The following is a 23,806-nucleotide window of genomic DNA, read 5'->3' on the forward strand; positions in this document are numbered from 1 at the left end:
GGGGCGTACGGGCATATGCGTACGCCGCCCACCCGCTCGCGCGCCGCCCATGGTCATAGACTGGTGCGCTGCCCGCCGACCCCCGCCCGAGAGGCCCGATCCCGCCCATGAAGCTCGTCTTCGCCGGTACCCCCGAGGTCGCCGTTCCCGCCCTGGACGCTCTGCTCGCCTCCCGGCGGCACGAGGTGGCCGCCGTCGTCACGCGGCCCGACGCCCCCGCCGGGCGCGGACGCAGGCTGGTCGCGTCGCCCGTGGCCGAGCGGGCGGAGGAGGCCGGGATCGAGGTGCTCAAGCCGCTCAAGCCCCGGGACCCGGAGTTCCTGGAGCGGCTGCGGGAGATCGCCCCGGACTGCTGCCCGGTCGTCGCCTACGGCGCCCTGCTGCCGAAGGCCGCCCTGGACATCCCCGCCCACGGCTGGGTCAACCTGCACTTCTCGCTGCTGCCCGCCTGGCGCGGCGCCGCGCCGGTCCAGCACGCCATCATGGCGGGCGACGAGATCACCGGGGCGTCCACCTTCCTCATCGAGGAGGGGCTGGACTCCGGGCCCGTCTACGGCACCGTGACCGAGGAGATCCGCCCCACCGACACCAGCGGCGACCTGCTCACCCGGCTCGCCTTCGCGGGCTCGGGGCTGCTCGCCGCGACCATGGACGGCATCGAGGACGGCACGCTGAAGGCCGTACCGCAGCCCGCCGAGGGCATCACCGTGGCGCCGAAGATCACCGTCGAGGACGCCCAGGTGGACTGGGCCGCGCCCGCGTTGCGCGTCGACCGGGTCGTGCGCGGCTGCACGCCCGCGCCGGGTGCCTGGACCACCTTCCGCGGCGAGCGGCTCAAGCTCGTCCAGGTCACGCCGGTGCCCGAGCGCACGGACCTCGCCCCGGGCCGCCTGGCGGTGGGCAAGAACAGTGTGCACGTGGGCACGGGGTCGTACGCGGTCGAGCTGCTCTGGGTGCAGGCCCAGGGCAAGAAGCCGATGCGCGCGGCCGACTGGGCCCGCGGGGTACGCATCGCGGACGGCGAGACGCTGGGCGGCTGACGCCCTGGGCGGCGACACGGCTGCCGCTTCACAGAGGGGGCACGCGCGCCCTGGTGCCGGGCGGGCTGACGCCCCACGCGCCGCTGTTGGCCCCGGGGTGCCCCGGTCGGCCCGTCGGCAGCGGTCGCCCCTCCCCGCGCCGGCCGTCGACGCGCCGGCCGGCGCCCCGGCCCCGGCACGGTCGGGCGCGGGCGGTGAGCCCCCGGCCGAGTGGGGCGACGTACGCTGGAGGCGCATCCCCCCTTCACACCCGGAGCACCTTTTTCGTGAGCGAGCAGTCCCGGCGGCCCCGCAAGCCCGCCAAGCCCTACCGCCGTCCCCAGAAGGACCCCGTCCGCATCCTGGCCTTCGAGGCGCTGCGCGCGGTGGACGAGCGGGACGCGTACGCCAACCTCGTGCTGCCCCCGCTGCTGCGGAAGGCCCGCGAGCAGGGCGACTTCGACGCCCGGGACGCCGCCCTCGCCACCGAGCTGGTGTACGGCACGCTGCGCCGGCAGGGCACGTACGACGCCGTCATCGCCGCCTGCGTCGACCGGCCGCTGCGTGAGGTCGACCCGCCGGTCCTCGACGTGCTGAGCCTGGGCGCGCACCAGTTGCTCGGCACCCGCATCCCCACCCACGCGGCCGTGTCCGCCTCGGTCGAGCTGGCCCGGGTGGTCCTCGGGGACGGACGGGCCAAGTTCGTCAACGCCGTGCTGCGGAAGGTGGCCCAGGACGATCTCGACGGCTGGATCGAGAAGGTGGCGCCGCCCTACGACGAGGATCCCGAGGACCACCTCGCCGTCGTGCACTCGCATCCCCGCTGGGTCGTCTCCGCGCTCTGGGACTCCCTCGGCGGCGGCCGGGCCGGCATCGAGCGGCTGCTGGCGGCGGACAACGAGCGGCCCGAGGTGACGCTCGTCGCCCGGCCGGGCCGGGCCACCACCGAGGAACTGCTCCGCGAGGACGCCGCCGTACCCGGGCGCTGGTCGCCGTACGCCGTGCGGCTCGCCGAGGGCGGCGAGCCGGGCGCGGTCGAGGCGGTGCGCGAGGGACGCGCCGGCGTCCAGGACGAGGGCAGCCAGCTGGTCGCCCTCGCGCTGGCGAACGCCCCGCTCGACGGCCCCGACGGGAAGTGGCTCGACGGCTGCGCCGGACCGGGCGGCAAGGCAGCGCTGCTGGCCGCTCTCGCCGCCGAGCGCGGGGCCACGCTGCTCGCCTCGGAGAAGCAGCCGCACCGGGCCGGGCTGGTGGCCCGGGCCCTGCACGGCAACCCGGGGCCGTACCAGGTCATCGCGGCCGACGGCACCCGCCCGCCGTGGCGGTCCGGCAGCTTCGACCGGGTGCTGGTGGACGTCCCGTGCACCGGCCTCGGCGCCCTGCGCCGCCGCCCCGAGGCCCGCTGGCGCCGCCGCCCCGAGGACCTGGACACCTTCGCCCCGCTCCAGCGCGGCCTGCTGCGCACCGCCCTCGACTCCGTCCGCGTCGGCGGCGTCGTCGGCTACGCCACCTGTTCCCCGCATCTGGCGGAGACCCGCGCGGTCGTCTCCGACGTGCTCAAGCAGTGCCCGGACACGGAGCTGATCGACGCCCGCCCCCTCCTCCCCGGCGTACCCGACCTCGGCGAGGGCCCGGACATCCAGCTGTGGCCCCACATCCACGGCACGGACGCGATGTACCTGGCGTTGATCCGCAGAACCGGATAACCCGGCGTCCGGAAAGGGGCGCGGGGAACTGCGCGAGCAGCCCCCGCCGGTCCCGCGGCCGAACCACAACCCGAGGACCGCCGCTACAGCCCGGCGCGGCGACATGGCAGGCTTGGGGCATGGCCGTGCAGATCAACCCCAGCATCCTGTCCGCCGACTTCGCCCGCCTCGCGGAGGAGGCCGAGGCGGTCCAAGGCGCCGACTTCCTCCATGTCGACGTCATGGACAACCACTTCGTCCCGAACCTCACGCTCGGCGTGCCGGTCGTGGAGTCCCTGGCCCGTGCGACGGACACCCCGCTGGACTGCCACCTGATGATCGAGGACCCCGACCGGTGGGCGCCCCAGTACGTCGAGGCGGGGGCGTCGTCGGTCACCTTCCACGTGGAGGCCGCCGCCGCACCGGTGCGGCTCGCCCGGGAGATCCGCGCCAAGGGCGCCCGCGCCTCCATGGCGCTCAAGCCGGCGACGCCGATCGAGCCGTTCGAGGACCTGCTGCCGGAACTCGACATGCTGCTCGTCATGACGGTGGAGCCCGGCTTCGGCGGCCAGGCGTTCCTCGACATCATGCTGCCGAAGATCCGCCGCACCCGTGAGCTGATCAAGAAGCACGGTCTGGAGCTGTGGTTGCAGGTCGACGGCGGGGTCTCGGCCTCGACGATCGAGCGGTGCGCGGACGCGGGAGCGGACGTGTTCGTCGCCGGCTCGGCCGTCTACGGTGCGAAGGACCCGGCGGAGGCGGTACGTGCCCTGCGCGCCCAGGCGGAGACGGCCACCGCCAAGGCGTCCTGGGCATGCGACCACTGAGCCACGGCCAAGTGAACGGTTAAGTGAACGGCGCCCATCAGGGCAGATCAGTCGCCCCGAATCTGCAAGGATGAACGGCGAATCCAGAGTGTGAACAGCAGTGAGGAGATCGCCGTGTCGGGTATGTCGGCGGGCCGGTCAGCCATGCGGATGGGACCCGCTGAGCTGGTGCAGGCGGCGGCCATGGCCCGCCGCTTCTACCTCGAAGGCAAGTCCAAGATCCAGATCGCGGAGGAGTTCGGCGTCAGCCGCTTCAAAGTGGCCCGGGTACTGGAGACTGCCCTCGAAAGGGACCTCGTACGCATCGAGATCCGTGTGCCGGCCGAACTGGACGCCGAGCGCTCCGACGCGCTCCGCGCCCGCTACGGCCTGAGGCACGCCGTCGTGGTCGAATCCCCGGCGGAGGCCGAGGAGACCCCCGACCCCGAGAACCTCGGCGAGGTCGCCGCCGACCTGCTCGGCGAACTCGTCAACGAGGGGGACGTGCTCGGGCTGGCCTGGGGCCGGTCCACCATCCACATGGCGGCGGCGCTCGACCGGCTGCCGCCGTGCACGGTGGTGCAGCTGACGGGCGTGTACGACGCCGGGACCGCCGAGCGCGGCTCGGTGGAGGCCGTCCGCCGGGCCGCTCAGGTGTCCGGCGGCGACGCGCACCCCATCTACGCGCCGATGCTGCTGCCGGACGCGGCCACCGCGGGCGCGCTGCGCCACCAGACCGGGATCGCCCGCGCCTTCGAGTACTTCGACAAGGTCACGGTCGCCTGTGTCTCCATCGGCTCCTGGGAGCCGGGCATCTCGACCGTGCACGACATGCTCAGCGACGAGGAGCGCGCGCACTACGCCTCGCTCGGGGTCGCCGCCGAGATGTCGGCCCACCTCTTCGACGCCGAGGGGCGCCGGATCGGGCGGGACCTGGGCGAGCGGTGCATCACGGTCAAGGCCGACCAGCTGCGCCGTGTCCCGGAGGTCGTGGCCATCGCGGGCGGGCAGCGCAAGGCCGCCGCGATCGACGCGGTGCTGCGCTCCGGGCTGGTCACCAGCCTGGTGACCGACACCTCGGCCGCCGACTACCTGATGACGGCGGGCCCGACCCCGAAGCCGGCGCTCAGCCGTCAGGACCCCGACGGGATCTGACGGGTCCGGCCGGGTCTGACCGGGTCCGGCCGAGTCCCGTCGGGTCCGGCCGGGTCCGGTGGCGGGCCGTGGCGGGACGGCCGTGGCAGCATCGTCCGCATGCTGCCACGGTTCGTCCCCCGCGCTCTCGCCGGGCTGCTGGTCTGCCTCGCCGTCCTCCTGACGGGGTGCTCCAGCGCCTCCTCCGGCCCCGTCTCCCAGGCGTCCCCGGCCTGGGCGCGGGGCATGGCCACCGTCCAGGAGTCCCGCCTCCCGGCCGAGGCCCGCGGGACACTCGCCCTCATCGACAAGGGCGGCCCCTTCCCCTACGCCAAGGACGGGACCGTCTTCGGGAACTTCGAAAGACTTCTGCCGGAGCACCGGCGCGGCTACTACCACGAGTACACCGTGCCGACCCCCGGCTCGCACGACCGCGGGGCCCGGCGCATCGTCACCGGGCAGGGCGGGGAGTTCTACTACAGCGATGATCACTACGAGTCGTTCCGGGCGGTACTGAGATGAGCGAAGACCTGACCGGCCGTTTCGTGGTCGCGCTCGACCTCGACGGCGTCACGGACAAGGCCGGCCTGATGGACCGCGCCGCGCGGGCCCTGTCGCTGCCCGACTGGTTCGGCCGGAACTGGGACGCGCTGGCCGACTCCCTGTCCGACCCGTCCGTGTGGCCGCGGCAGGCCGAGGGCAGCGGGCTCCTGGTCGTCGTGCGGGGCTGGGAGGGCTACGCGAAGGAGCGGCCCCGGGAGTGGGAGACCGCCCAGGAGGTGTTCACGCAGGCCATGCGCGTGATGCCGGCGCTCACCGTCGCCCTCGCCCTTGGAGGAACCTCCTAGCTGATCGGCGCCGACCCTGGATGATCCGTCAGGGCATGACAGCGGCCCCGACATGGGACAATGAAGTACGTGCTCTTTCCCCCTGGCACACCTGTCAGGGGGTCGCCTCTGATCGACTGGGATGTGCAGCACGTGCGTTTCCTCAATGACATCCAGCCCGCGTACGACCTGACGTACGACGACGTGTTCATGGTGCCGAGCCGTTCCGCGGTCGGCTCGCGTCAGGGCGTGGACCTGGCCTCGCCGGACGGCACGGGCACCACCATCCCGCTCGTCGTCGCCAACATGACCGCCATCGCCGGCCGCCGCATGGCCGAGACGGTGGCCCGCCGGGGCGGCCTGGTGGTCATCCCGCAGGACATCCCGATCGACGTCGTCACCGACGTGATCTCCTGGGTGAAGAGCCGCCATCTGGTGCTCGACACCCCGATCGTGCTGGCCCCGCACCAGACCGTCGCCGACGCCCTGGCGCTGCTGCCCAAGCGGGCGCACAACGCCGGCGTGGTCGTGGACGAGAACCACCGGCCCGTCGGTGTCGTCACCGACGCCGACCTGTCCGGTGTCGACCGCTTCACCCAGCTCGAAGTCGTCATGTCCAAGGACCTGCTCCTGCTGGACGCCGACATCGACCCGCGCGAGGCCTTCAACACCCTGGACCAGCACAACCGCCGCTACGCACCGGCCGTCGACAAGGACGGCAAGCTCGCCGGCATCCTCACCCGCAAGGGCGCGCTGCGCGCCACGCTGTACACGCCGGCCGTGGACGCGAACGGCAGGCTGCGGATCGCCGCCGCCGTCGGCATCAACGGCGATGTCGCGGGCAAGGCCAAGCAGCTGCTCGACGCGGGCGTGGACACGCTCGTCATCGACACCGCGCACGGCCACCAGGAGTCGATGATCAACGCCATCAAGGTGGTGCGCGCGCTCGACCCGCGGGTGCCGATCGCCGCGGGCAACATCGTCTCCGCCCAGGGCGTCAAGGACCTGATCGACGCCGGCGCGGACATCATCAAGGTCGGTGTCGGGCCGGGCGCCATGTGCACCACCCGCATGATGACCGGCGTGGGCCGCCCGCAGTTCTCCGCCGTCCTGGAGTGCGCCGCCGAGGCGAAGAAGTACGGCAAGCACGTGTGGGCCGACGGCGGTGTCCGCCACCCGCGTGACGTCGCCATGGCGCTCGCCGCCGGCGCGTCCAACGTGATGGTCGGCTCCTGGTTCGCGGGCACCTACGAGTCGCCCGGTGACCTCCAGCACGACGCGAGCGGCCGCGCCTACAAGGAGTCGTTCGGCATGGCCTCCGCGCGGGCGGTGGCCAACCGCACGTCGGAGGAGTCGGCGTACGACCGCGCTCGCAAGGCGCTGTTCGAGGAGGGCATCTCCACCTCCCGCATGTTCCTCGACCCGGCCCGCCCGGGCGTCGAGGACCTGATCGACTCGATCATCGCGGGCGTCCGCTCCTCCTGCACCTACGCCGGTGCCGGCTCCCTGGAGGAGTTCGCCGAGAAGGCCGTCGTCGGCATCCAGAGCGCGGCCGGCTACGCCGAGGGCAAGCCGCTGCACGCCAGCTGGAACTGACCTCCGCTCCGCCTCCGACGGCCCCTGTCGATCCCGTGCCCGGGACCGACAGGGGCCGTCGGCGTGTCCGGCACCGAGAGGGAAGCCGGTCGGGGAGACGGGACGCCCGGGACGCGTGCGCAAAGGTCGACAGGGCGCGCGCAACGATTTGTCATTCCGTCCCGATGAACGCAATGATCATGCGGGCATACGCAAGGTTGCTGCATTACGCCCGTGAAGGCCCGCCTCGTAGGGTGCTGCGCTAGTACGTGGCGTGGCGGGGACCCCGCTCGGCGGGTCCCTGCCCTCGCAGGCTCCGCCGGTTCCCGCCCACGAGGGCCGGCCCTTCTGCCGGCCCGCCCCGCAACCACCGGCAGCGATAAGGAGCCAGCGCGTGCTCGACCAAGGCGCACCCCCGCACCACCGGCCATCGGCGGCCCCCGCGTCCCCGGGCGTCGCCGCGCGCCTCATGCGTCGCAAGCCCGTGGAACACCTGGTCGCGGAGGGCGGCCACGGTGAGGGAGGGCAGCTCAGGCGCTCCCTCGGGCTGTGGCAGCTGACCATGATCAGCATCGGTGCCACCCTCGGCACCGGCATCTTCGTCGTCCTCGGCGACGCCGTCCCCAAGGCCGGTCCCGCGGTCACCCTCGCCTTCGTCATCGCCGGTCTCACGGCGCTGTTCTCGGCCCTGTCGTACGCCGAACTGGCCGGCAGCATCCCGGTCGCCGGCTCCTCCTACTCGTATGCGTACGCAACGATGGGCGAACTGGTCGCCTGGGTCTGCGGCTGGTGTCTCGTGCTGGAGTACGGCGTGTCGGTGGCCGCGGTCGCCGTCGGCTGGGGCGAGTACCTGAACGAACTGCTGGACGGCACCATCGGCGTCACCATCCCGGCCGCTCTGTCCTCGGCGCCGGGCGAGGGCGGTGTCATCAACCTGCCGGCCCTGGTCGTCGTCCTGCTGGCGATGGTGCTCCTGCTCGGCGGCGCGCGGGAGTCCGCCCGCGCCAACACGATCATGGTCTGTGTGAAGATCGCCGCGCTGGTGCTGTTCTGCGCGATCGGCGTCATGGGCTTCAAGTCGGGCAACTACGCCGACTTCATGCCGCTGGGCATCACCGGGGTCAGCGCCGCCGGTGCCACGCTGTTCTTCTCGTACATCGGCTTCGACGCCGCCTCCACCGCCGGTGAGGAGGCGAAGGACCCCAAGCGGGACCTGCCGCGGGCGATCATGCTGTCGCTGATCATCGTGACCGCGCTGTACGTGCTCGTCGCGGCCGTCGCCGTCGGCGCCTGGAACTGGAAGAAGTTCGACGGCTCCGAGGCCGCCCTCGCCGGGATCATGAACGACGTCAGCGGTCAGACCTTCTGGGGCACGCTGCTCGCGCTCGGCGCGGTCATCTCCATCGCGAGCGTGGTGCTCACCGTGCTCTACGGCCAGACCCGCATCCTCTTCGCGATGGCCCGCGACGGCCTGGTGCCGAAGGCGCTCGGCAGGATCCACCCGAAGACCGGCGCGCCCCGCCTCAACACGGTGATCGTGTCCCTCTTCTGCGGTGCGCTCGCCGCCCTCATCCCGCTGGGCAAGCTCGTCGACGCCACCAGCATCGGCACGCTGTTCGCCTTCGGTCTGGTCAACATCGCGGTGATCGTGCTGCGGGTCAGGCGCCCGGAGCTGGAGCGCGCGTTCCGGGTGCCGTTCGGCCCGGTCCTGCCGGTGCTGGGCTTCCTGTTCTGCGCGTACAACATGTTCAGCCTCGACACCGTCACCTGGGTGGTCTTCGGATGCTGGATGGCCGCCGGGCTCGTGTTCTACTTCCTGTACGGCTACCGCCGTTCCCGTCTCGCGGCCGATGACGCTCTCGCGGCGACGGCAGAGAAGTGACCGGACCGAAGAAGTGAACGACCCCCAGTGCTGAACGATCTCGACGAACGCATCGTGCACGCCCTCGCCGAGGACGCCCGCCGCTCCTACGCGGACATCGGGCAGATGGTCGGCCTGTCCGCGCCCGCGGTGAAGCGGCGCGTGGACCGGCTGCGGGCCACCGGAGCCATCACCGGATTCACCGTGCGGGTGGATCCGGCGGCGCTCGGCTGGGAGACCGAGGGGTTCATCGAGATCTACTGCCGGCGCAACACCTCGCCGGAGACGATCCAGCGGGGGCTGGAGCGGTACCAGGAGGTCGTGGCCGCGTCCACCGTCACCGGGGACGCGGACGCCGTCGCGCAGGTCTTCGCGTCCGACATGCGCCACTTCGAGCGCGTGCTGGAGCGGATCGCCGGGGAGCCGTTCGTGGAGCGGACCAAGTCGGTGCTGGTGCTGTCGCCGCTGCTGCGCCGCTTCTCCTCCGGGGCGCCGGGGTAGGAGCGGACCACGGCTCGGGGCGCCTCGTCGTCACCGGGTGCGGATCAGCCCCTGAAGGGGCGCGGGGAACCGCGCGAGCGCCCCGGACCACCCGCACCCGGCCGACGGCAAGGCGCCCCGAGCCCTTTTCCGCGCCCCTCCCGCCGCCCTCACCGGTCCCGCGCAACGAATCGCCGCCCAGCCCCTCATCGGCGCAACAAACCGCGCACCGGCGCGCAACGGCTCCTTCTTGTCCGGCCGAGCGCGCCGAACGTACCTTCTTCCTGGCCCCCCAAACCCCCCGTTCCGGTGAGGATCACGCATGCGCACCGCCCTGCTCCAGAGCTCCGGCCGCCCCGGCTCGGTCACCGAGAACCTCAAGGTCCTCGACGAGGCCGCGGGCCGGGCCGCCGCCGCGGGCGCCGGACTGCTGGCCGCACCGGAGATGTTCCTCACCGGGTACGCGATCGGCGACGGCATCGCCCGCCTCGCCGAGCCCGCCGACGGCGACTCCGCCGACGCGATCGCCGAGATCGCCACCCGGCACGGCCTCGCCCTCGCCTACGGCTACCCCGAGCGCGACGGCGACGCCGTCTTCAACTCCGCCCAGCTGATCTCCGCCGACGGCACCCGGCTCGCGAACTACCGCAAGACCCACCTCTTCGGCTGCTTCGAGCGCGACCACTTCACGCCGGGCGGGCAGCAGGTCGTCCAGGCCGAGCTGAACGGCCTCACCGTGGGCCTGCTGATCTGCTACGACGTCGAGTTCCCGGAGAACGTCCGCGCCCACGCCCTGGCCGGCACCGACCTGCTGGTCGTGCCGACCGCGCAGATGCACCCCTTCCAGTTCGTCGCCGAGTCGATGATCCCGGTGCGCGCCTTCGAGAACCAGATGTACGTCGCCTACGTCAACCGGGTCGGCCAGGAAGGCGAGTTCGAGTTCGTCGGCCTCTCCGTCCTCGCCGGTCCCGACGGTGTCGCCCGCACCCGCGCCGGCCGTGCCGAGCAGTTGGTGCTCGCCGACGCCGACCCCGCCTTCCTGGCCGCCTCCCGCGAGCACAACCCGTACCTGAAGGACCGCCGCCCCGGTCTGTACGGGTCCCTCGTCTGAACACCCGAGCATTCCCCCGAACCACCCGTGCAAGGAGTCCGTACCCCATGACGTCCACGGTGCCCAACGCCGTCGAGCACACCGACGAGCAGCAGCCGCCGATCACCATGTTCGGCCCGGACTTCCCCTACGCCTACGACGACTTCCTCGCCCACCCGGCGGGCCTCGGCCAGGTGCCGGCGACCGAGCACGGCACCGAGGTCGCGATCATCGGCGGCGGCCTGTCCGGCATCGTGGCCGCGTACGAGCTGATGAAGATGGGTCTCAAGCCCGTCGTCTACGAGGCCGACCAGATCGGCGGCCGGCTCCGCACGGTCGGCTTCGAGGGCTGCGACGACTCGCTGACCGCCGAGATGGGCGCGATGCGCTTCCCGCCGTCCTCCACCGCGCTCCAGCACTACATCGACCTGGTCGGCCTGGAGACCAGGCCGTTCCCGAACCCCCTGGCCGAGGCGACCCCGTCCACCGTGGTCGACCTCAAGGGCGAGTCGCACTACGCCGAGACGATCGACGACCTGCCCCAGGTGTACCGGGACGTCGCCGACGCCTGGAACAGGTGCCTGGAGGAGGGGGCCGACTTCTCCGACATGAACCGCGCGATGCGCGAGCGGGACGTCCCGCGCATCCGCGAGATCTGGGCGAAGCTCGTCGAGAAGCTGGACAACCAGACCTTCTACGGCTTCCTCTGCGACTCCGAGGCCTTCAAGTCCTTCCGGCACCGCGAGATCTTCGGCCAGGTCGGCTTCGGCACCGGCGGCTGGGACACCGACTTCCCGAACTCCATCCTGGAGATCCTCCGCGTCGTCTACACCGAGGCCGACGACCATCACCGCGGCATCGTCGGCGGCTCCCAGCAACTGCCGCTGCGCCTGTGGGAGCGCGAGCCCGAGAAGATCGTCCACTGGCCGTACGGCACCTCGCTCAAGTCCCTGCACGTGGACGGCGAGCCGCGCCCGGCCGTGACCCGGCTGCACCGCACCGCCGGCAACCAGATCACCGTCACCGACGCGCACGGCGACATCCGCACCTACCGGGCGGCGATCTTCACCGCCCAGTCCTGGATGCTGCTGTCCAAGATCGACTGCGACGACTCGCTGTTCCCGATCGACCACTGGACCGCGATCGAGCGCACCCACTACATGGAGAGCTCCAAGCTCTTCGTGCCCGTGGACCGGCCGTTCTGGCTGGACAAGGACGAGGAGACCGGCCGGGACGTCATGTCGATGACGCTCACCGACCGCATGACCCGCGGCACCTACCTGCTGGACGACGGCCCGGACAAGCCCGCTGTCATCTGCCTGTCCTACACCTGGTGCGACGACAGCCTGAAGTGGCTGCCGCTGTCCGCGAACGAGCGGATGGAGGTCATGCTGAAGTCGCTCGGCGAGATCTACCCGAAGGTCGACATCAGGAAGCACATCATCGGCAACCCGGTGACCGTCTCCTGGGAGAACGAGCCCTACTTCATGGGCGCGTTCAAGGCCAACCTGCCCGGCCACTACCGCTACCAGCGGCGCCTGTTCACGCACTTCGTGCAGGACCGGCTGCCCGAGGACAAGCGGGGCATCTTCCTCGCCGGCGACGACATCTCCTGGACGGCCGGCTGGGCCGAGGGTGCCGTGCAGACCGCGCTGAACGCGGTCTGGGGCGTCATGCACCACTTCGGCGGCGCGACCGACGCGGCGAACGCCGGTCCGGGTGACGTCTACGACGAGATCGCGCCGGTGGAGCTTCCCGAGGACTGACCCGGGAGGCGGACCAGGGCGCGGCGGCCGGCCACGGACTTTGGCCCCCGCGCCCTTTCCCGTGCGCCGGGACCTCAGTCGGCCAGCGGTGTCAGCAGCATCCGGCCCGCGAACCCCACCGCCGCGTCCAGCCGTTCGGTGAACTCCTCGGCCACGTCGGCGCAGTGCCGCAGCACCCACAGGGCCCGGGCCGCCGCCCAGGTCGCCTCCCGGGCCCGCTCCAGGCTCCAGGAGCCCAGCAGATGGGTGAGCGGGTCGGCGATCTGGAACAGGTCGGGGCCCGGCATCAGATCCTCGCGGATGCGCTCCTCCAGCGACACCAGCAGGTCGCCCACGCGGTCGAACTCGTCCTCCAGGTCGGCCGGTTCACAGCCGAGCGTGTGGCAGGCGTCGACCACGGCCAGGGCCAGGTCGTGCCCGATGTGCGCGTTGATGCCCGCCAGCGCGAACTGGAGCGGTCGTACTCCGGGATGGCGGCGGAACTGGAACAGGGGCCGCCAGCAGGCGGGCGGGCGGTGGTCCGCGGCGACCGCGTCCACCGCCGACAGATAGCGCTCGGCGAACCGCACGTCCAGCGCGGTCGCCGCGCGCGGGTCCGGGAACTCCCCGGCGTCCAGGCGCCGGTCGACCTCCTCGGTGACGGCGAGGTAGACCCGGTTGAACACGGCGACTCCGTCCCGTGGGGGCAGGGCCGCGTCCAGCGCGCGCATCCGTGCGACGACGGCGTCGACGGGGGCGGTGAGGTGTTCCAACTGCACCATGGGGGAAGGGTCCCAGCCCGGGGCCGGCCGGCGTGCCGACCGGCCCGGTGCTTCGCCGGAACGGGGGAACGCCGGACTACGACTCGGCGCGCGGGGCGGCCGTGTCCGCGCCGGTGTCGTAGGAGGACGTGCCCTCGTCCAGCAGCGGTTCCTGCTTCTTCAGGTGGGCCGGGGCGAAGGCGCGCAGCGCGTGGTAGCCGGTGATGACGACCAGCGTGCCGAGGGCGATGCCGCTGAGCGAGAAGGTGTCGGTGAACTTCATGGTGACGTTGCCGACGCCGATGATGATGCCCGCGGCGGCCGGCACCAGGTTCAGCGGGTTGCGCAGGTCCACCTTGGCGTGCAGCCAGATCTGGGCGCCGAGCAGGCCGATCATGCCGTAGAGGATGACGGTGATGCCGCCGAGCACCCCGCCGGGGATCGCGGCGACGACCGCGCCGAACTTGGGGCAGACGCCGAAGAGCAGCGCGAAGCCGGCGGCGGCCCAGTAGGCGGCGGTGGAGTAGACACGGGTCGCGGCCATCACGCCGATGTTCTCGGAGTAGGTGGTGTTGGGCGGGCCGCCGACGGCCGTCGACAGCACGGAGGCGACGCCGTCCGCGGAGATCGCCGTACCGAGCTTGTCGTCCAGCGGGTCGCCGGTCATCTCGCCGACCGCCTTGACGTGGCCCGCGTTCTCGGCGACCAGCGCGATGACGACCGGCAGCGCGACCAGGACCGCCGACCACTGGAAGGTCGGGCCGTGGAAGGACGGCAGGCCGATCCAGTCGGCCTTGGAGACGCCGGAGAGGTCCAGGCGCCAGTGGTCGGTGAGCTTGCCGCCGGCGTCCACCGAGTGGATCTTGCCGAAGATCCGGTCGGACGCCCAGGAGACGCCGTAGCCGAACACCAGGCCCAGGAAGATCGCGACGCGGGACCAGAAACCGCGCAGGCAGACGACCGCCAGACCGGTGAAGAGCATCACCAGCAGGGCCGTCCACTGGTCCTGCGGCCAGTAGGTGGACGCGGTCACCGGGGCCAGGTTGAAGCCGATCAGCATGACGACGGCGCCGGTGACGATCGGCGGCATGGCGGCGTGGATGATCCGCGCCCCGAAGCGCTGCACCGCGAGGCCGACCAGGAACAGCACGGCACCGACGACGAGGACCGCGCCGGTCACGGTCGCGCTCGTACCGCCCTGGGCGCGGATGACGGCGGCCACCCCCACGAAGGACAGGGAGCAGCCGAGGTAGCTCGGCACCCGGCCGCGGGTGGCGAGCAGGAAGATCATGGTCGCCACGCCCGACATCATGATCGCCAGGTTGGGGTCCAGGCCCATGAGCACGGGGGCCACGAACGAGGCGCCGAACATCGCCACCACGTGCTGGGCGCCCAGGCCCACGGTGCGGGGCCAGGACAGCCGTTCGTCGGGGCGTACCACCGCTCCGGGCGCGGGCGTGCGCCCGTCACCGTGCAGCTTCCAGCGCACGCCGAGATCCATGAGGGGTTTCGCTTTCTGTACGTGAAGAGGTTCCGCACCATTGTCAGGGGTACCTGGCGGCTCTACGCTCACACGGTCCTCCTCATGAACTGCGTTCACATACCTGATCGAGCGTCTGATCGGGTCGAGCGAAGATCGGAGTGCCCGAATGAGTGGAAGACCCCGTGCCGCCGCGCTCCTCACCGCCGTGGTGGCCCTCGGAGCCCTGCTCGTCCCCTCCGCCCACGCCGCACCGTCCCCGTCCAAGGCGGCTCCGCGGACCGCGGTCCTCGACGGCGTCCGCCTCCGGCAGACCCGGGCCCGGCTGCCCCACGACCCCCGGCTCCGGCACTCCCTCGCGGACCTGACCACCCGCGCCGACACCTGGCTGGACCAGGGCCCCTGGGCGGTCGTCGACAAGCCGAAGCCCGCCCCCGGCGGCGACGTCCACGACTACCTGAGCCAGGCCCCCTACTGGTGGCCCACGACCGCCCCCACCGCCGACAACCCCTGGGGCTGCCCGTACGTCCAGCGCGACGGCCGGCGCAATCCGGAGGTCGACAGCGGGACCGACCGGCAGGACGTGGAGAAGGTCTTCGACGCGACGTACGACCTCTCGCTCGCCTGGTACTACACCGGCAGGCGCAGCTACGCCGAGAAGGCCGGGCAGATCCTGCGCACCTGGTTCCTCGACCCGGCCACCCGGATGAACCCCGACCTGGACCACGCCCAGTTCATCCCGTGCAAGTACGACGGCCGGGCCATCGGCATCATCGACTTCTCGCAGTCCTACACCAGCGTCCTGGACGCACAGGCGATCCTCGCCACCGGGGCACCCGGCTGGACGGCCGCCGACCGCACCGCGATGACCCGGTGGAACGAGGACTTCCGCGACTGGCTGACGAACAGCGACTTCGGCCGGCAGGAGGGCGCCGCCGCCAACAACCACGGCACCTTCTACGACATGCAGCTCGCCGCCCTCGCCTACGCCACCGGTGACACCGCGCTCGCCCGGCGGACCGTGCTGGACGCGCGCGCGAAGCGGATCGACCCGCAGATCGCGGCCGACGGCAGCCAGCCCCAGGAGCTCACCCGGACCCGGAGCTGGCACTACTCGACCTTCGACCTGGTCGCCTACACCCGGCTCGCGGCCATCGGCCGGCACGTCGGGGTGAACCTGTGGGACTACGCGGGGCCGGACGGGCAGAGCCTGTTCAAGGCGGTCGACTACCTGCTGCCCGCCGCGACCGGTGCCGCCGCCTGGCCGCACCCGGAGCTGGAATTCCACCGCTACGCGGCGGCCGACGTGGTGCACGCGGCGGCCGACGCCGGTGACCCGTCGGCCAAGGCGGCCCTGCCGAAGCTGGAGGCGCCGCCCGGGGGAGACCTCTGGGCGCTGCGGCCCGCCGCCGAGCAACTGGACTCGATAGCGGGTTGACCCCCTCACCGACCCGGGGGCTTCCCGGCCGGGCTCCTGAGCGGTCGCTTAGTATGGTGCTGTACGGGGGTGTCGCCACCCCAACAGCGCTGCTCAGGAGCCCTTCCCGTGACCGCCGAAGCCCCGACCGCCCCCGCCGTCTCCTACGGCCGGCTGATCCCCGTCACCGTCCACTTCGACGACCTCGACGCGCTCGGGCTGCTGCACAACGCCCGCTACCCGCTGATGGTCGAGCGCGCCTGGACCGAACTGTGGAGCGAGCACGGCGTCCGCTTCGACGGCGACTGGGCGGCGGCCGGCGACGCCTGCAACGCGGTCCGTGAGCTGCGCATCGGCTACGAGGCACCGGTCACCCGCCCCGGCGCCTACGCCGTCCACCTCTGGCTGGAACGGCTCGGCACCACCGGCCTCACCTACGGCTTCCGGTTCTGCTCGGCCGACGGGAGTGAGACCTACGCCCGGGGCACCCGCGTGCTGGTCCGGCTGGACGCGGCGACCCTGCGCCCCGCGCCCTGGAGCGAGACCTTCAGGGCCGTGGGTCGGGAACTGCTGCGGCCCGCCGGCTGACCTCGCCGCCGCCGCGCTCGGCGGTGCGCAGCACGCCCGCGAAGACCGCGAGCCCGCACGCCAGGGCCGTCACCACCACGAAGGACACCATCAGGCTGGTCGCCTGGGCCACCCCGCCGATCAGGCTCGGCGCGATCAGCCCCGAGGTGTAGGTGATGGTCGCCACGCCCGCGATGGCCTGGCTGGGGTTCGGGCCCGCGTGCCCGGCCGCCGCGAAGCACAGCGGTACGACCACCGCGATGCCGAGCCCCATCAGCGCGAACCCGGCCATCGCCACCGCCGGATGTCCGGCGAGCACGACCAGCAGGCCGCCCAGCCCGGCCAGGACACCGCCGGCCCGCACCGTGCGGACCGCGCCGAAACGGTTCACCACAGCGTCCCCGGCGATCCGCGCCACCGCCATGGTCAGCATGAACCCGGTCGTGGAGGCCGCCGCCAGCCCGGCCGAACTGTCCAGCCGGTCCCGCAGGAACACCGCCGACCAGTCCAGGTTCGCGCCCTCCGCGAACACCGCGCAGAAGCCGACCGCGCCGATCAGCAGGGCGGAGCGCGGCGGCAGCGCGAACCGCGGGGGCGCCTCCTCGTCCGCGGCGGGCTGGAGGTCCAGCACCCAGGTGCAGGCCACCAGGCCGAGCAGGGTGAGGACGGTCGCGGCCAGGGCGAAGTGCACGCGCGCGTCCGCGCCGAGGTGCGCGGCGAGGGTGCCGGCGGCCGAGCCGATCAGCGCGCCCGCGCTCCACATGCCGTGCAGACCCGACATGATCGACTTCCCGAGCCGGCGCTCGACCTCCACACCGAGCGCGTTCATCGCGACATCCGCCATGCCCGCGCTCGCGCCGTAGACGAACATCGCCAGGCACAAGGTGACCAGGTTCGGCGCGATCGACGGCAGGATCAGGGAGAGCGTCCACAGCGCGAGCAGCCCGCGCAGGGCCGTACGGCTGCCGAAACGATGGGTGATCCCGCCCGCGAGCGGCATCGCGCACGAGGCGCCGAACGCCGTGAAGGCCAGCGCGAACCCCAACTGGCCCGCGCCGAGCGAGGTGTGGTCCTGGATCCACGGCACACGCGTCGCGAACGAGCCGGTCACGGCGCCGTGCACGGCGAAGACGGCCGCCACGGCGTACCGGGCGCGCCTGACCTCGTCGCCCGCACGCGTCACGTCACTCATGATCCTGTCCCCTCCCCGGGACTGCCCGCCCCCGTAGGCGCCGCTCCACTGCGACGCGCCGTAAACTATCAGGAACCCTGCCTGATAGATAGCGCGTACCAGGCCAGGTCCCGCCACGGCGATCTGGGAGGATTCCCGCCATGCCCGCATCACCCAGCACCGCCCGGGCCCTCAACGACCGGCTGGCCCTGCGGCTGTTGCAGCAGGAAGGCCCGCTCACGGCAGGGCAGTTGAAGCAGCTGACGGGACTGTCCCGGCCGACGGTCGCCGACCTGGTCGACCGGCTCACGGCCTCCGGTCTGATCACGGTGGTCGGCGAGTCCGGCGAACAGCGCCGGGGCCCCAACGCCCGGCTCTACGGCATCGTCGCCGACCGCGCCCACCTCGCCGCGCTCGACGTCCGCACCGAGGGCGTCTTCGTCCTCGTCTCCGACCTGCTCGGCCGGGTGCTCGCCGAGGCGTCCGTGCCGATCGGCCCCGACGCCGGGACCGGACCCGCCGTGGAGCAGGCGGTGGCGGCGGTGGAGAGCGCCGCGAAGGAGGCCGCCGCCATGGCGGCGCCCCCGCGCGAGGGCGTTCGAGGGTGGGGGACGCTGCACACCGTCGGCATCGGCGCGCCCGGCCTGATCGACCCGGCCACCGGAGACCTCCGCGACTCGGCCGGACTGCCCGCCTGGCACCGCAGCCTGACCGTCACCCTCCAGGACCGGCTGCCCGGCGCGCGGGTCACCGTCGAGAACGAGACCAACCTGGCCGCCCTGGCCGAGCAGCGCGAGGGCGCCGCGCGCGACCGGGACACCTTCGTCCTGCTCTGGCTCGGCCACGGCGTCGGCGCCGCGGTCGTCCTGGACGGCACCCTGCGCCGCGGGGCTTCCGGCGGCACCGGCGAGATCGGCTTCCTGCCGGTCCCGGGAACGGCCGCGCTGCCCTCGGCCACCGACTGCACCGGCGGCTTCCACTCCCTCACCGGCGCGGCGGCGGTCACCTCCCTCGCGGCCGAGTGCGGCCTCCCGACCCCTGCCACACCGGACGGCCCCGGCGCGGCGGAGGCGGTGCGGGGCGCGGTGGCGGAGGTGGAGAAGGCGGGGGAGGGGGTGCCGGTGCCCGTGACGGGGCCGAGGACGGCGGTGCCGGTGGCGCGGCCGGGTGAGGGGGATGCGCGGTTGGGTGAGGGGGATGTGAAGCGGCCCGGTGGGACGGACGTGACGGCGGGCGCGGAGCCGGATGCCACGACCGCGTCTGCCTCGGGGGAGGCGGGACCTGCTGCGCGGGCGCCCGGCATCGATCCGGGCCGGGGTTCCGCGTCGGAGTCGGAGTCGGAATCCGCGTCGGAGTCGGGGTCGGCGGGGACCGGACCGGTGGCGCGGGAAACGGTGGCACGGCCCGGTGCTGGCGCCGCGTCGGTGCCGGCTGCGGCAGCGGCACCGGGGCGTCCCGGATGCGGGGCGCCCCCACAGGCGGGGCCGGGCGGCGCGCCCCCGGCGGCCCTGCCCGGCGACCTTCCCGCCGCCCGCTTCCTCCGTATCCTCGCCGACCGGATCGCCGTCGGTGCCGCATCCGTGGTGGCTGTTCTTGACCCCGGCTGCGTGGTGCTCGGCGGGGAGGTCGGCCAGGCCGGGGGCGCGGTGCTCGCCGGGCTGGTCGAGGAGCGGCTGCGCCGGATGTCGCCGCTGGTCACCGAGGTGCGGGCGAGCAGCCTCGGCGGGACGGCCGTACTCCGCGGCGCGCTCCTCACCGCCCGGGACCGGGCCCAGGACGAACTGTTCGCGCCACCGGACCGCATGGGCGGCTGACGCGCCGCCGCAGCGGCCGGCCGCCCGACCCCGCGTCCTGGGACATCAGGGCAGCACCGGCTCCCCCGAAGGCCGCCACGGCACCCACGGCAGGGCCTCCCGCCAGCCCGGTCGTCCGAACGCCCAGGCCCGTACCACCTCGGCCACGGGCTCGACGGCGAACACCTCGTGCTCGCGCGGGACCCGGGCCTGGAAGTGCCGCTCCGGGCCGCCCTCGCGGTACTCCACCTGGTAGCTCAGGTCGTCGTTGAGGTACACCTGCATGTAGTGGTGCCCGGCGGGCTCCCGGTCGAGCCGCTCGACGATGACGAAGCGCCAGGTCAGGCTCATGTCCGCGAGCAGGTCGTGGAGTTGGTCCTCGGAGGGGTCGTCCCACGCCGTTCCGTCCCACTCGATCGCGCGGATCACCGGTGCCGTCATGCGGGTGACTGTACGCGGCGCGGTGGCGGCCCGGCGGCGGGCAAGGGCCGTCGTCACCGCCGCCGGACCCGTCCGCACCCTAAAAGGACTAGACCAGTACGGTCAATGGTCCGGACCGGAGCCAATGCTCCTTGCGTACCGGCCAGTTGGCACGGGCGGCTGCGGGACGCGAAGGCGGTGGCACGTGCTGTGAGCGACCCCACACCCTTCACCCGCATGGACGCGCGCCAGGCGTGGCACACTGGCCCTGTACCAGAAGCAGCGCACTCCGGGGTCGGTGAAAGTCCGAACCGGCGGTTACAGTCCGCGACCCGGTCGCTTCCAGCGGCCGGTTGACCAGGTGAAATTCCTGGACCGACGGTTAAAGTCCGGATGGGAGGCAGTGCGCGGCGGGCGGGCATGCGTTTCCCGTGTGCGCGCCGCCGTATCCGGACGCGTCCGTGCGCGGGCGTGTTCCTTTCGGCGACGCCCCCGGTGTGTGCTCATCCGTACCTTTCTGTCGTCATCGACAGCCCCGGAGTCCGTGCCCGAAGAGGCAGGAGGACCCGGGAAGTGTTCACCGGAATCGTCGAAGAACTGGGTGAAGTCACCGCCGTCGAGAATCTCGGCGACTCCTCCCGCTTCCGGCTCCGCGGCCCCGTCGTGACCGAGGGCGCACGCCACGGTGACTCCATCGCCGTGAACGGGGTCTGTCTCACGGTCGTCGAGCAAGAGGGCGACGAATTCACCGCCGACGTCATGGCCGAGACCCTGAAGCGCTCCAGCCTGGGCGCGCTCACCCTCGGCTCCCGCGTCAACCTGGAGCGCCCCACCGCCGTCGGCGCCCGCCTCGGCGGACACATCGTGCAGGGACACGTGGACGGCACCGGCGAGATCCTGGCCCGCACCCCCTCCGAGCACTGGGAGATCGTGAAGATCTCCCTCCCCGCGGACCTCTCCCGCTACGTCGTGGAGAAGGGCTCCATCACCGTCGACGGCATCAGCCTCACCGTCGTGGAGGCCGGCCCCGACTACTTCACCGTCAGCCTCATCCCGACCACCCTCGCCCTCACCACGCTCGGCCTGAAGCAGCCCGGCGACCCGGTCAACCTCGAAGTGGACGTCATCGCCAAGTACGTGGAGCGGCTGCTCGCGGCCGGACAGGGGGCCGGCAAGTGAACTGGCTGAACTCCGAGGCGTTCACCCTCTTCGGCCAGCACATCATCTGGTCCGACATGACCGGCAACATCCTGGGCCTCATCACCCTCGCCCTCGGCTGGCGCCGCTCCCTGTGGACCTGGCCCGTGCAGTTCCTGTCCGGCCTGGTCCTGTTCGCCGCCTTCTACGGCCACCTGACCGGCAGCGCCGGCAAGCAGGTCGTCGTCATGGCCGTCGCGCTGTACGGCTGGTGGCAGTGGCAGCGCACCAAGGACCGGTCCGACGACGGCCACATCACCCCTCGCTTCGCCACCTGGCGGGAGCGCGCGGGCATGCTCGCCGCCGCAGCCGCCGGCACCGTCGCCGTCGCCCTGCTCTTCACGGCCTACCCGAAGCTCTCCTGGGACCCCTGGCCCGACGCCTACATCTTCGTCGGCACCGTCGTCGCGATGTACGCCCAGGCCAAGAGCATGGTCGAGTTCTGGATCGCCTGGCTGCTCGTCGACCTCGTCGGCGTCCCCCTCAACTTCGCCAACGGCTACGCCTTCTCCGGCTTCGTCTACGTCATCTACGGCGCGCTCGTCCTGTGGGGCATGCGCGACTGGTGGCTGCGCTCCCGCCGGGGCCCGCGGCCCGCACTGGAAGGAGTCCCGGCATGACCTCCGCACCGCTGCTGTACGGAACCGACGACACCGAGAACCTCGTCCTCGACCCGGTCGAGCGGGCCATCGCCGACATCGCGGCGGGCCGCCCGGTGGTCGTCGTGGACGACGAGGACCGGGAGAACGAGGGCGACCTCGTCATCGCCGCCGAGAAGGCGACCCCCGAGATCGTCGCCTTCATGATGAGCGAGTGCCGGGGCCTGATCTGCGCCCCCATGGAGGGCGAGGAGCTGGACCGGCTCAAGCTGCCGCAGATGGTCCAGGACAACACCGAGTCGATGAAGACCGCGTTCACCATCTCGGTGGACGCCTCCGCCGCCCACGGCGTGAGCACCGGCATCTCGGCCGCCGACCGGGCGACGACGCTCCAACTGCTCGCGAGCGGCACGGCGGAACCCACCGACTTCGTCCGCCCCGGCCACGTCTTCCCGCTGCGCGCCCGGTCCGGCGGCGTCCTGGTGCGCAACGGCCACACCGAGGCCGCCGTCGACCTCGCCCGGCTCGCCGGGCTCCGCCCGGCCGGCGCCATCGTGGAGATCGCCGGTGAGGACGGCCGGATGCTCCGGCTGCCCGAGCTGATCCCGTTCGCCCGCAAGCACGGCCTGACGATCATCTCCATCGAGGACCTGATCGCCTACCGCCGCGGCAGCGAGCCCACCGTCCGCCGCGAGGCCGAGACCCGCCTGCCCACCCGGCACGGCACCTTCACCGCCTACGGCTACCGGTCCACCGTCGACGGCGTCGAACACGTCGCCCTCGTCCACGGCGAGCTCGGCGACGGCGAGGACGTGCTGGTCCGCGTCCACTCCGAATGCCTCACCGGCGACGTCTTCGGCTCCCTGCGCTGCGACTGCGGCCCCCAGCTGGACACCGCCCTGGCACGCATCCAGGCCGAGGGCCGGGGCGTCGTCGTCTACCTGCGCGGACACGAGGGACGCGGCATCGGCCTGCTGTCCAAGCTGCGCGCCTACGAGCTCCAGGAGCAGGGCCACGACACCCTGGACGCCAACCTGGAACTCGGCCTGCCCGCCGACGCCCGCGACTACGGCGCCGGCGCGCGGATCCTCGCCGACCTCGGCGTACGGGGCGTGCGGCTGATGACCAACAACCCCGACAAGACCGAGGCGCTGCTGCGCCACGGCCTGAAGGTCACCGGCCGCGAGCCGATGCCCGTCCAGGCCGGCGAGCACAACCTCCGGTACCTGCGCACCAAGCGGGACCGGATGGGGCACGACCTGCCCTGGCTCGACACGCCCGCCGTGTCGGCTCCGGTGGCCGCGTCCGCGGCCACCTGCGGCAACCAGTAAGCACGAAAGCACTGAGGAGAGACGTGAGCGGCAAGGGTGCACCGGAACTGTCCGTACGCAATGTGAGCGACCTCCGGGTCGCCGTCATCGCGGCGCAGTGGCACGAGCAGGTGATGGACGGTCTGGTGAACGGCGCCCTGCGCGCCCTGGGTGAGCTGGGCATCGACGAGCCGACGCTGATCCGGGTCCCCGGCAGCTTCGAACTGCCGGTCGCCGCCAAGGTCCTCGCGGGCCGCGGCTACGACGCCGTGGTCGCGCTCGGCGTCGTCATCCGGGGCGGCACCCCCCACTTCGACTACGTGTGCCAGGGCGTCACCCAGGGCCTCACCCAGGTCTCCGTCGAGACCGGGGTGCCCGTCGGCTTCGGCGTGCTCACCTGCGACACCGAGGAGCAGGCCCTGGACCGGGCCGGCCTGGAGGGCTCGAACGAGGACAAGGGCCACGAGGCGGTGACCGCCGCCGTCGCGACCGCGGCCACGCTCCGCTCAGTATCCGAACCCTGGCACTGAGGGGCCGGCCCGACCGCGTAGGGTGGGCAGCACCATGTCCAAGAAGACGTTCGAGGAGCTCTTCTCCGAGCTCCAGCAGAAGGCCGCCCACGGCGATCCCGCCACCTCCCGTACCGCGGAGCTGGTCGGCAAGGGTGTCCATGCCATCGGCAAGAAGGTCGTCGAGGAGGCCGCCGAGGTCTGGATGGCCGCCGAGTACGAGGGCAAGGAGGCGGCGGCGGAGGAGATCTCGCAGCTGCTGTACCACGTCCAGGTGATGATGGTCGCCCGCGGGATCTCCCTGGACGACGTCTACGCCCACCTCTGACCCGCCCGCCGCACACAGCCGTAGAAACCCCC

At 72.5% G+C, this 23,806-nt stretch carries 23 protein-coding genes and 1 riboswitch; of the genes, 19 read left to right on the forward strand and 4 right to left on the reverse strand.

Annotation, left to right across the window (positions count from 1 at the left end):
* Positions 1-107: 107 nt before the first annotated feature.
* The 11 genes from fmt to AQJ11_RS31030 all read left to right on the forward strand — a co-directional run bounded on the left by fmt (position 108) and on the right by AQJ11_RS31030 (position 12,243).
* Complete coding sequence (gene fmt, locus AQJ11_RS30980; protein ID WP_014671510.1) at positions 108-1,040, forward strand: methionyl-tRNA formyltransferase; 933 nt, start codon at positions 108-110, stop codon at positions 1,038-1,040.
* 266 nt (positions 1,041-1,306) lie between these two features.
* Positions 1,307-2,725, forward strand: coding sequence for an RsmB/NOP family class I SAM-dependent RNA methyltransferase (locus AQJ11_RS30985; protein ID WP_059265369.1), 1,419 nt, complete (start codon positions 1,307-1,309; stop codon positions 2,723-2,725).
* 119 nt (positions 2,726-2,844) lie between these two features.
* Complete coding sequence (gene rpe / locus AQJ11_RS30990; protein WP_058079829.1) at positions 2,845-3,531, forward strand: ribulose-phosphate 3-epimerase; 687 nt, start codon at positions 2,845-2,847, stop codon at positions 3,529-3,531.
* A gap of 90 nt (positions 3,532-3,621) precedes the next feature.
* The gene (locus tag AQJ11_RS30995) at positions 3,622-4,665 is read left to right on the forward strand and encodes a sugar-binding transcriptional regulator (RefSeq protein ID WP_058079828.1); all 1,044 of its coding nucleotides are present in this window, start codon (positions 3,622-3,624) and stop codon (positions 4,663-4,665) included.
* 99 nt (positions 4,666-4,764) lie between these two features.
* Positions 4,765-5,166: a guanyl-specific ribonuclease gene (locus AQJ11_RS31000; RefSeq protein WP_014671506.1), complete on the forward strand. Its 402-nt coding sequence runs from the start codon at positions 4,765-4,767 to the stop codon at positions 5,164-5,166.
* Positions 5,163-5,492: a barstar family protein gene (locus AQJ11_RS31005; RefSeq protein WP_014671505.1), complete on the forward strand. Its 330-nt coding sequence runs from the start codon at positions 5,163-5,165 to the stop codon at positions 5,490-5,492. Before AQJ11_RS31000 ends, AQJ11_RS31005 begins: the two co-directional genes overlap by 4 nt.
* 132 nt (positions 5,493-5,624) lie before the next feature.
* Entirely contained in the window at positions 5,625-7,067 is a 1,443-nt protein-coding gene (locus AQJ11_RS31010; protein WP_014671504.1) for a GuaB1 family IMP dehydrogenase-related protein, read from the forward strand.
* Positions 7,068-7,440: 373 nt separating this feature from the next.
* On the forward strand, positions 7,441-8,928 hold the full coding sequence (locus AQJ11_RS31015) for an amino acid permease (RefSeq protein WP_041665023.1): 1,488 nt from the start codon (positions 7,441-7,443) through the stop codon (positions 8,926-8,928).
* Positions 8,929-8,955: 27 nt separating this feature from the next.
* Positions 8,956-9,408: an Lrp/AsnC family transcriptional regulator gene (locus tag AQJ11_RS31020; protein WP_014671501.1), complete on the forward strand. Its 453-nt coding sequence runs from the start codon at positions 8,956-8,958 to the stop codon at positions 9,406-9,408.
* Positions 9,409-9,709: 301 nt separating this feature from the next.
* Positions 9,710-10,498 (forward strand): carbon-nitrogen hydrolase family protein, encoded by a 789-nt coding sequence (locus AQJ11_RS31025; protein ID WP_014671500.1) that lies wholly within the window; start codon positions 9,710-9,712, stop codon positions 10,496-10,498.
* A gap of 47 nt (positions 10,499-10,545) precedes the next feature.
* Positions 10,546-12,243: a flavin monoamine oxidase family protein gene (locus AQJ11_RS31030; protein ID WP_059265370.1), complete on the forward strand. Its 1,698-nt coding sequence runs from the start codon at positions 10,546-10,548 to the stop codon at positions 12,241-12,243.
* Between the two features lie 74 nt (positions 12,244-12,317).
* Here the strand turns inward: AQJ11_RS31030 and AQJ11_RS31035 are convergent, their stop codons facing one another.
* Complete coding sequence (locus AQJ11_RS31035; RefSeq protein WP_058079824.1) at positions 12,318-13,004, reverse strand: DUF5995 family protein; 687 nt, start codon at positions 13,002-13,004, stop codon at positions 12,318-12,320.
* A 76-nt stretch (positions 13,005-13,080) separates the two neighbouring features.
* Entirely contained in the window at positions 13,081-14,484 is a 1,404-nt protein-coding gene (locus tag AQJ11_RS31040) for a uracil-xanthine permease family protein (RefSeq protein ID WP_014671497.1), read from the reverse strand.
* Between the two features lie 148 nt (positions 14,485-14,632).
* Between AQJ11_RS31040 and AQJ11_RS31045 the strand changes: the two genes are divergently transcribed.
* Entirely contained in the window at positions 14,633-15,901 is a 1,269-nt protein-coding gene (locus AQJ11_RS31045) for an alginate lyase family protein (RefSeq protein ID WP_059265371.1), read from the forward strand.
* Positions 15,902-16,009: 108 nt separating this feature from the next.
* A complete protein-coding gene (locus AQJ11_RS31050; protein WP_014671495.1) occupies positions 16,010-16,468 on the forward strand; it encodes an acyl-CoA thioesterase in 459 nt (152 codons plus the stop codon).
* Here the strand turns inward: AQJ11_RS31050 and AQJ11_RS31055 are convergent.
* Entirely contained in the window at positions 16,428-17,639 is a 1,212-nt protein-coding gene (locus AQJ11_RS31055) for an MFS transporter (protein ID WP_059265372.1), read from the reverse strand. The two genes, AQJ11_RS31050 and AQJ11_RS31055, sit on opposite strands and share 41 nt — an antisense overlap.
* 140 nt (positions 17,640-17,779) lie before the next feature.
* On the opposite strand from AQJ11_RS31055, the gene AQJ11_RS31060 reads away from it, so the two are divergent.
* Positions 17,780-19,432 carry an ROK family transcriptional regulator gene (locus AQJ11_RS31060; RefSeq protein WP_059265373.1) on the forward strand — a complete coding sequence of 551 codons (1,653 nt, stop codon included), beginning with the start codon at positions 17,780-17,782 and terminating at the stop codon, positions 19,430-19,432.
* Between the two features lie 45 nt (positions 19,433-19,477).
* On the opposite strand, the gene AQJ11_RS31065 is transcribed toward AQJ11_RS31060, so the two are convergent.
* Positions 19,478-19,852, reverse strand: a complete 375-nt coding sequence (locus tag AQJ11_RS31065; protein WP_059265421.1) for a hypothetical protein — start codon at positions 19,850-19,852, stop codon at positions 19,478-19,480.
* A gap of 259 nt (positions 19,853-20,111) precedes the next feature.
* Positions 20,112-20,242, forward strand: a riboswitch (FMN riboswitch).
* A gap of 162 nt (positions 20,243-20,404) precedes the next feature.
* On the opposite strand from AQJ11_RS31065, the gene AQJ11_RS31070 reads away from it, so the two are divergent.
* From AQJ11_RS31070 to AQJ11_RS31090, 5 genes are read left to right on the forward strand one after another with little or no spacing between them, the layout of a single operon-like run.
* Positions 20,405-21,010 (forward strand): riboflavin synthase, encoded by a 606-nt coding sequence (locus AQJ11_RS31070; protein WP_014671491.1) that lies wholly within the window; start codon positions 20,405-20,407, stop codon positions 21,008-21,010.
* Complete coding sequence (locus AQJ11_RS31075; RefSeq protein WP_059265374.1) at positions 21,007-21,648, forward strand: nicotinamide mononucleotide transporter family protein; 642 nt, start codon at positions 21,007-21,009, stop codon at positions 21,646-21,648. The genes AQJ11_RS31070 and AQJ11_RS31075 overlap by 4 nt, the downstream gene beginning before the upstream one ends.
* Positions 21,645-22,958, forward strand: coding sequence for a bifunctional 3,4-dihydroxy-2-butanone-4-phosphate synthase/GTP cyclohydrolase II (locus tag AQJ11_RS31080; RefSeq protein ID WP_059265375.1), 1,314 nt, complete (start codon positions 21,645-21,647; stop codon positions 22,956-22,958). The genes AQJ11_RS31075 and AQJ11_RS31080 overlap by 4 nt, the downstream gene beginning before the upstream one ends.
* A 23-nt stretch (positions 22,959-22,981) precedes the next feature.
* Positions 22,982-23,467 (forward strand): 6,7-dimethyl-8-ribityllumazine synthase, encoded by a 486-nt coding sequence (gene ribH, locus AQJ11_RS31085; protein WP_014671488.1) that lies wholly within the window; start codon positions 22,982-22,984, stop codon positions 23,465-23,467.
* A gap of 34 nt (positions 23,468-23,501) precedes the next feature.
* Positions 23,502-23,774 (forward strand): phosphoribosyl-ATP diphosphatase, encoded by a 273-nt coding sequence (locus AQJ11_RS31090; RefSeq protein WP_014671487.1) that lies wholly within the window; start codon positions 23,502-23,504, stop codon positions 23,772-23,774.
* The last annotated feature ends 32 nt before the right edge of the window (positions 23,775-23,806 follow it).

Source organism: Streptomyces corchorusii (genome assembly GCF_001514055.1).
Taxonomy (GTDB): domain Bacteria; phylum Actinomycetota; class Actinomycetes; order Streptomycetales; family Streptomycetaceae; genus Streptomyces; species Streptomyces olivaceoviridis.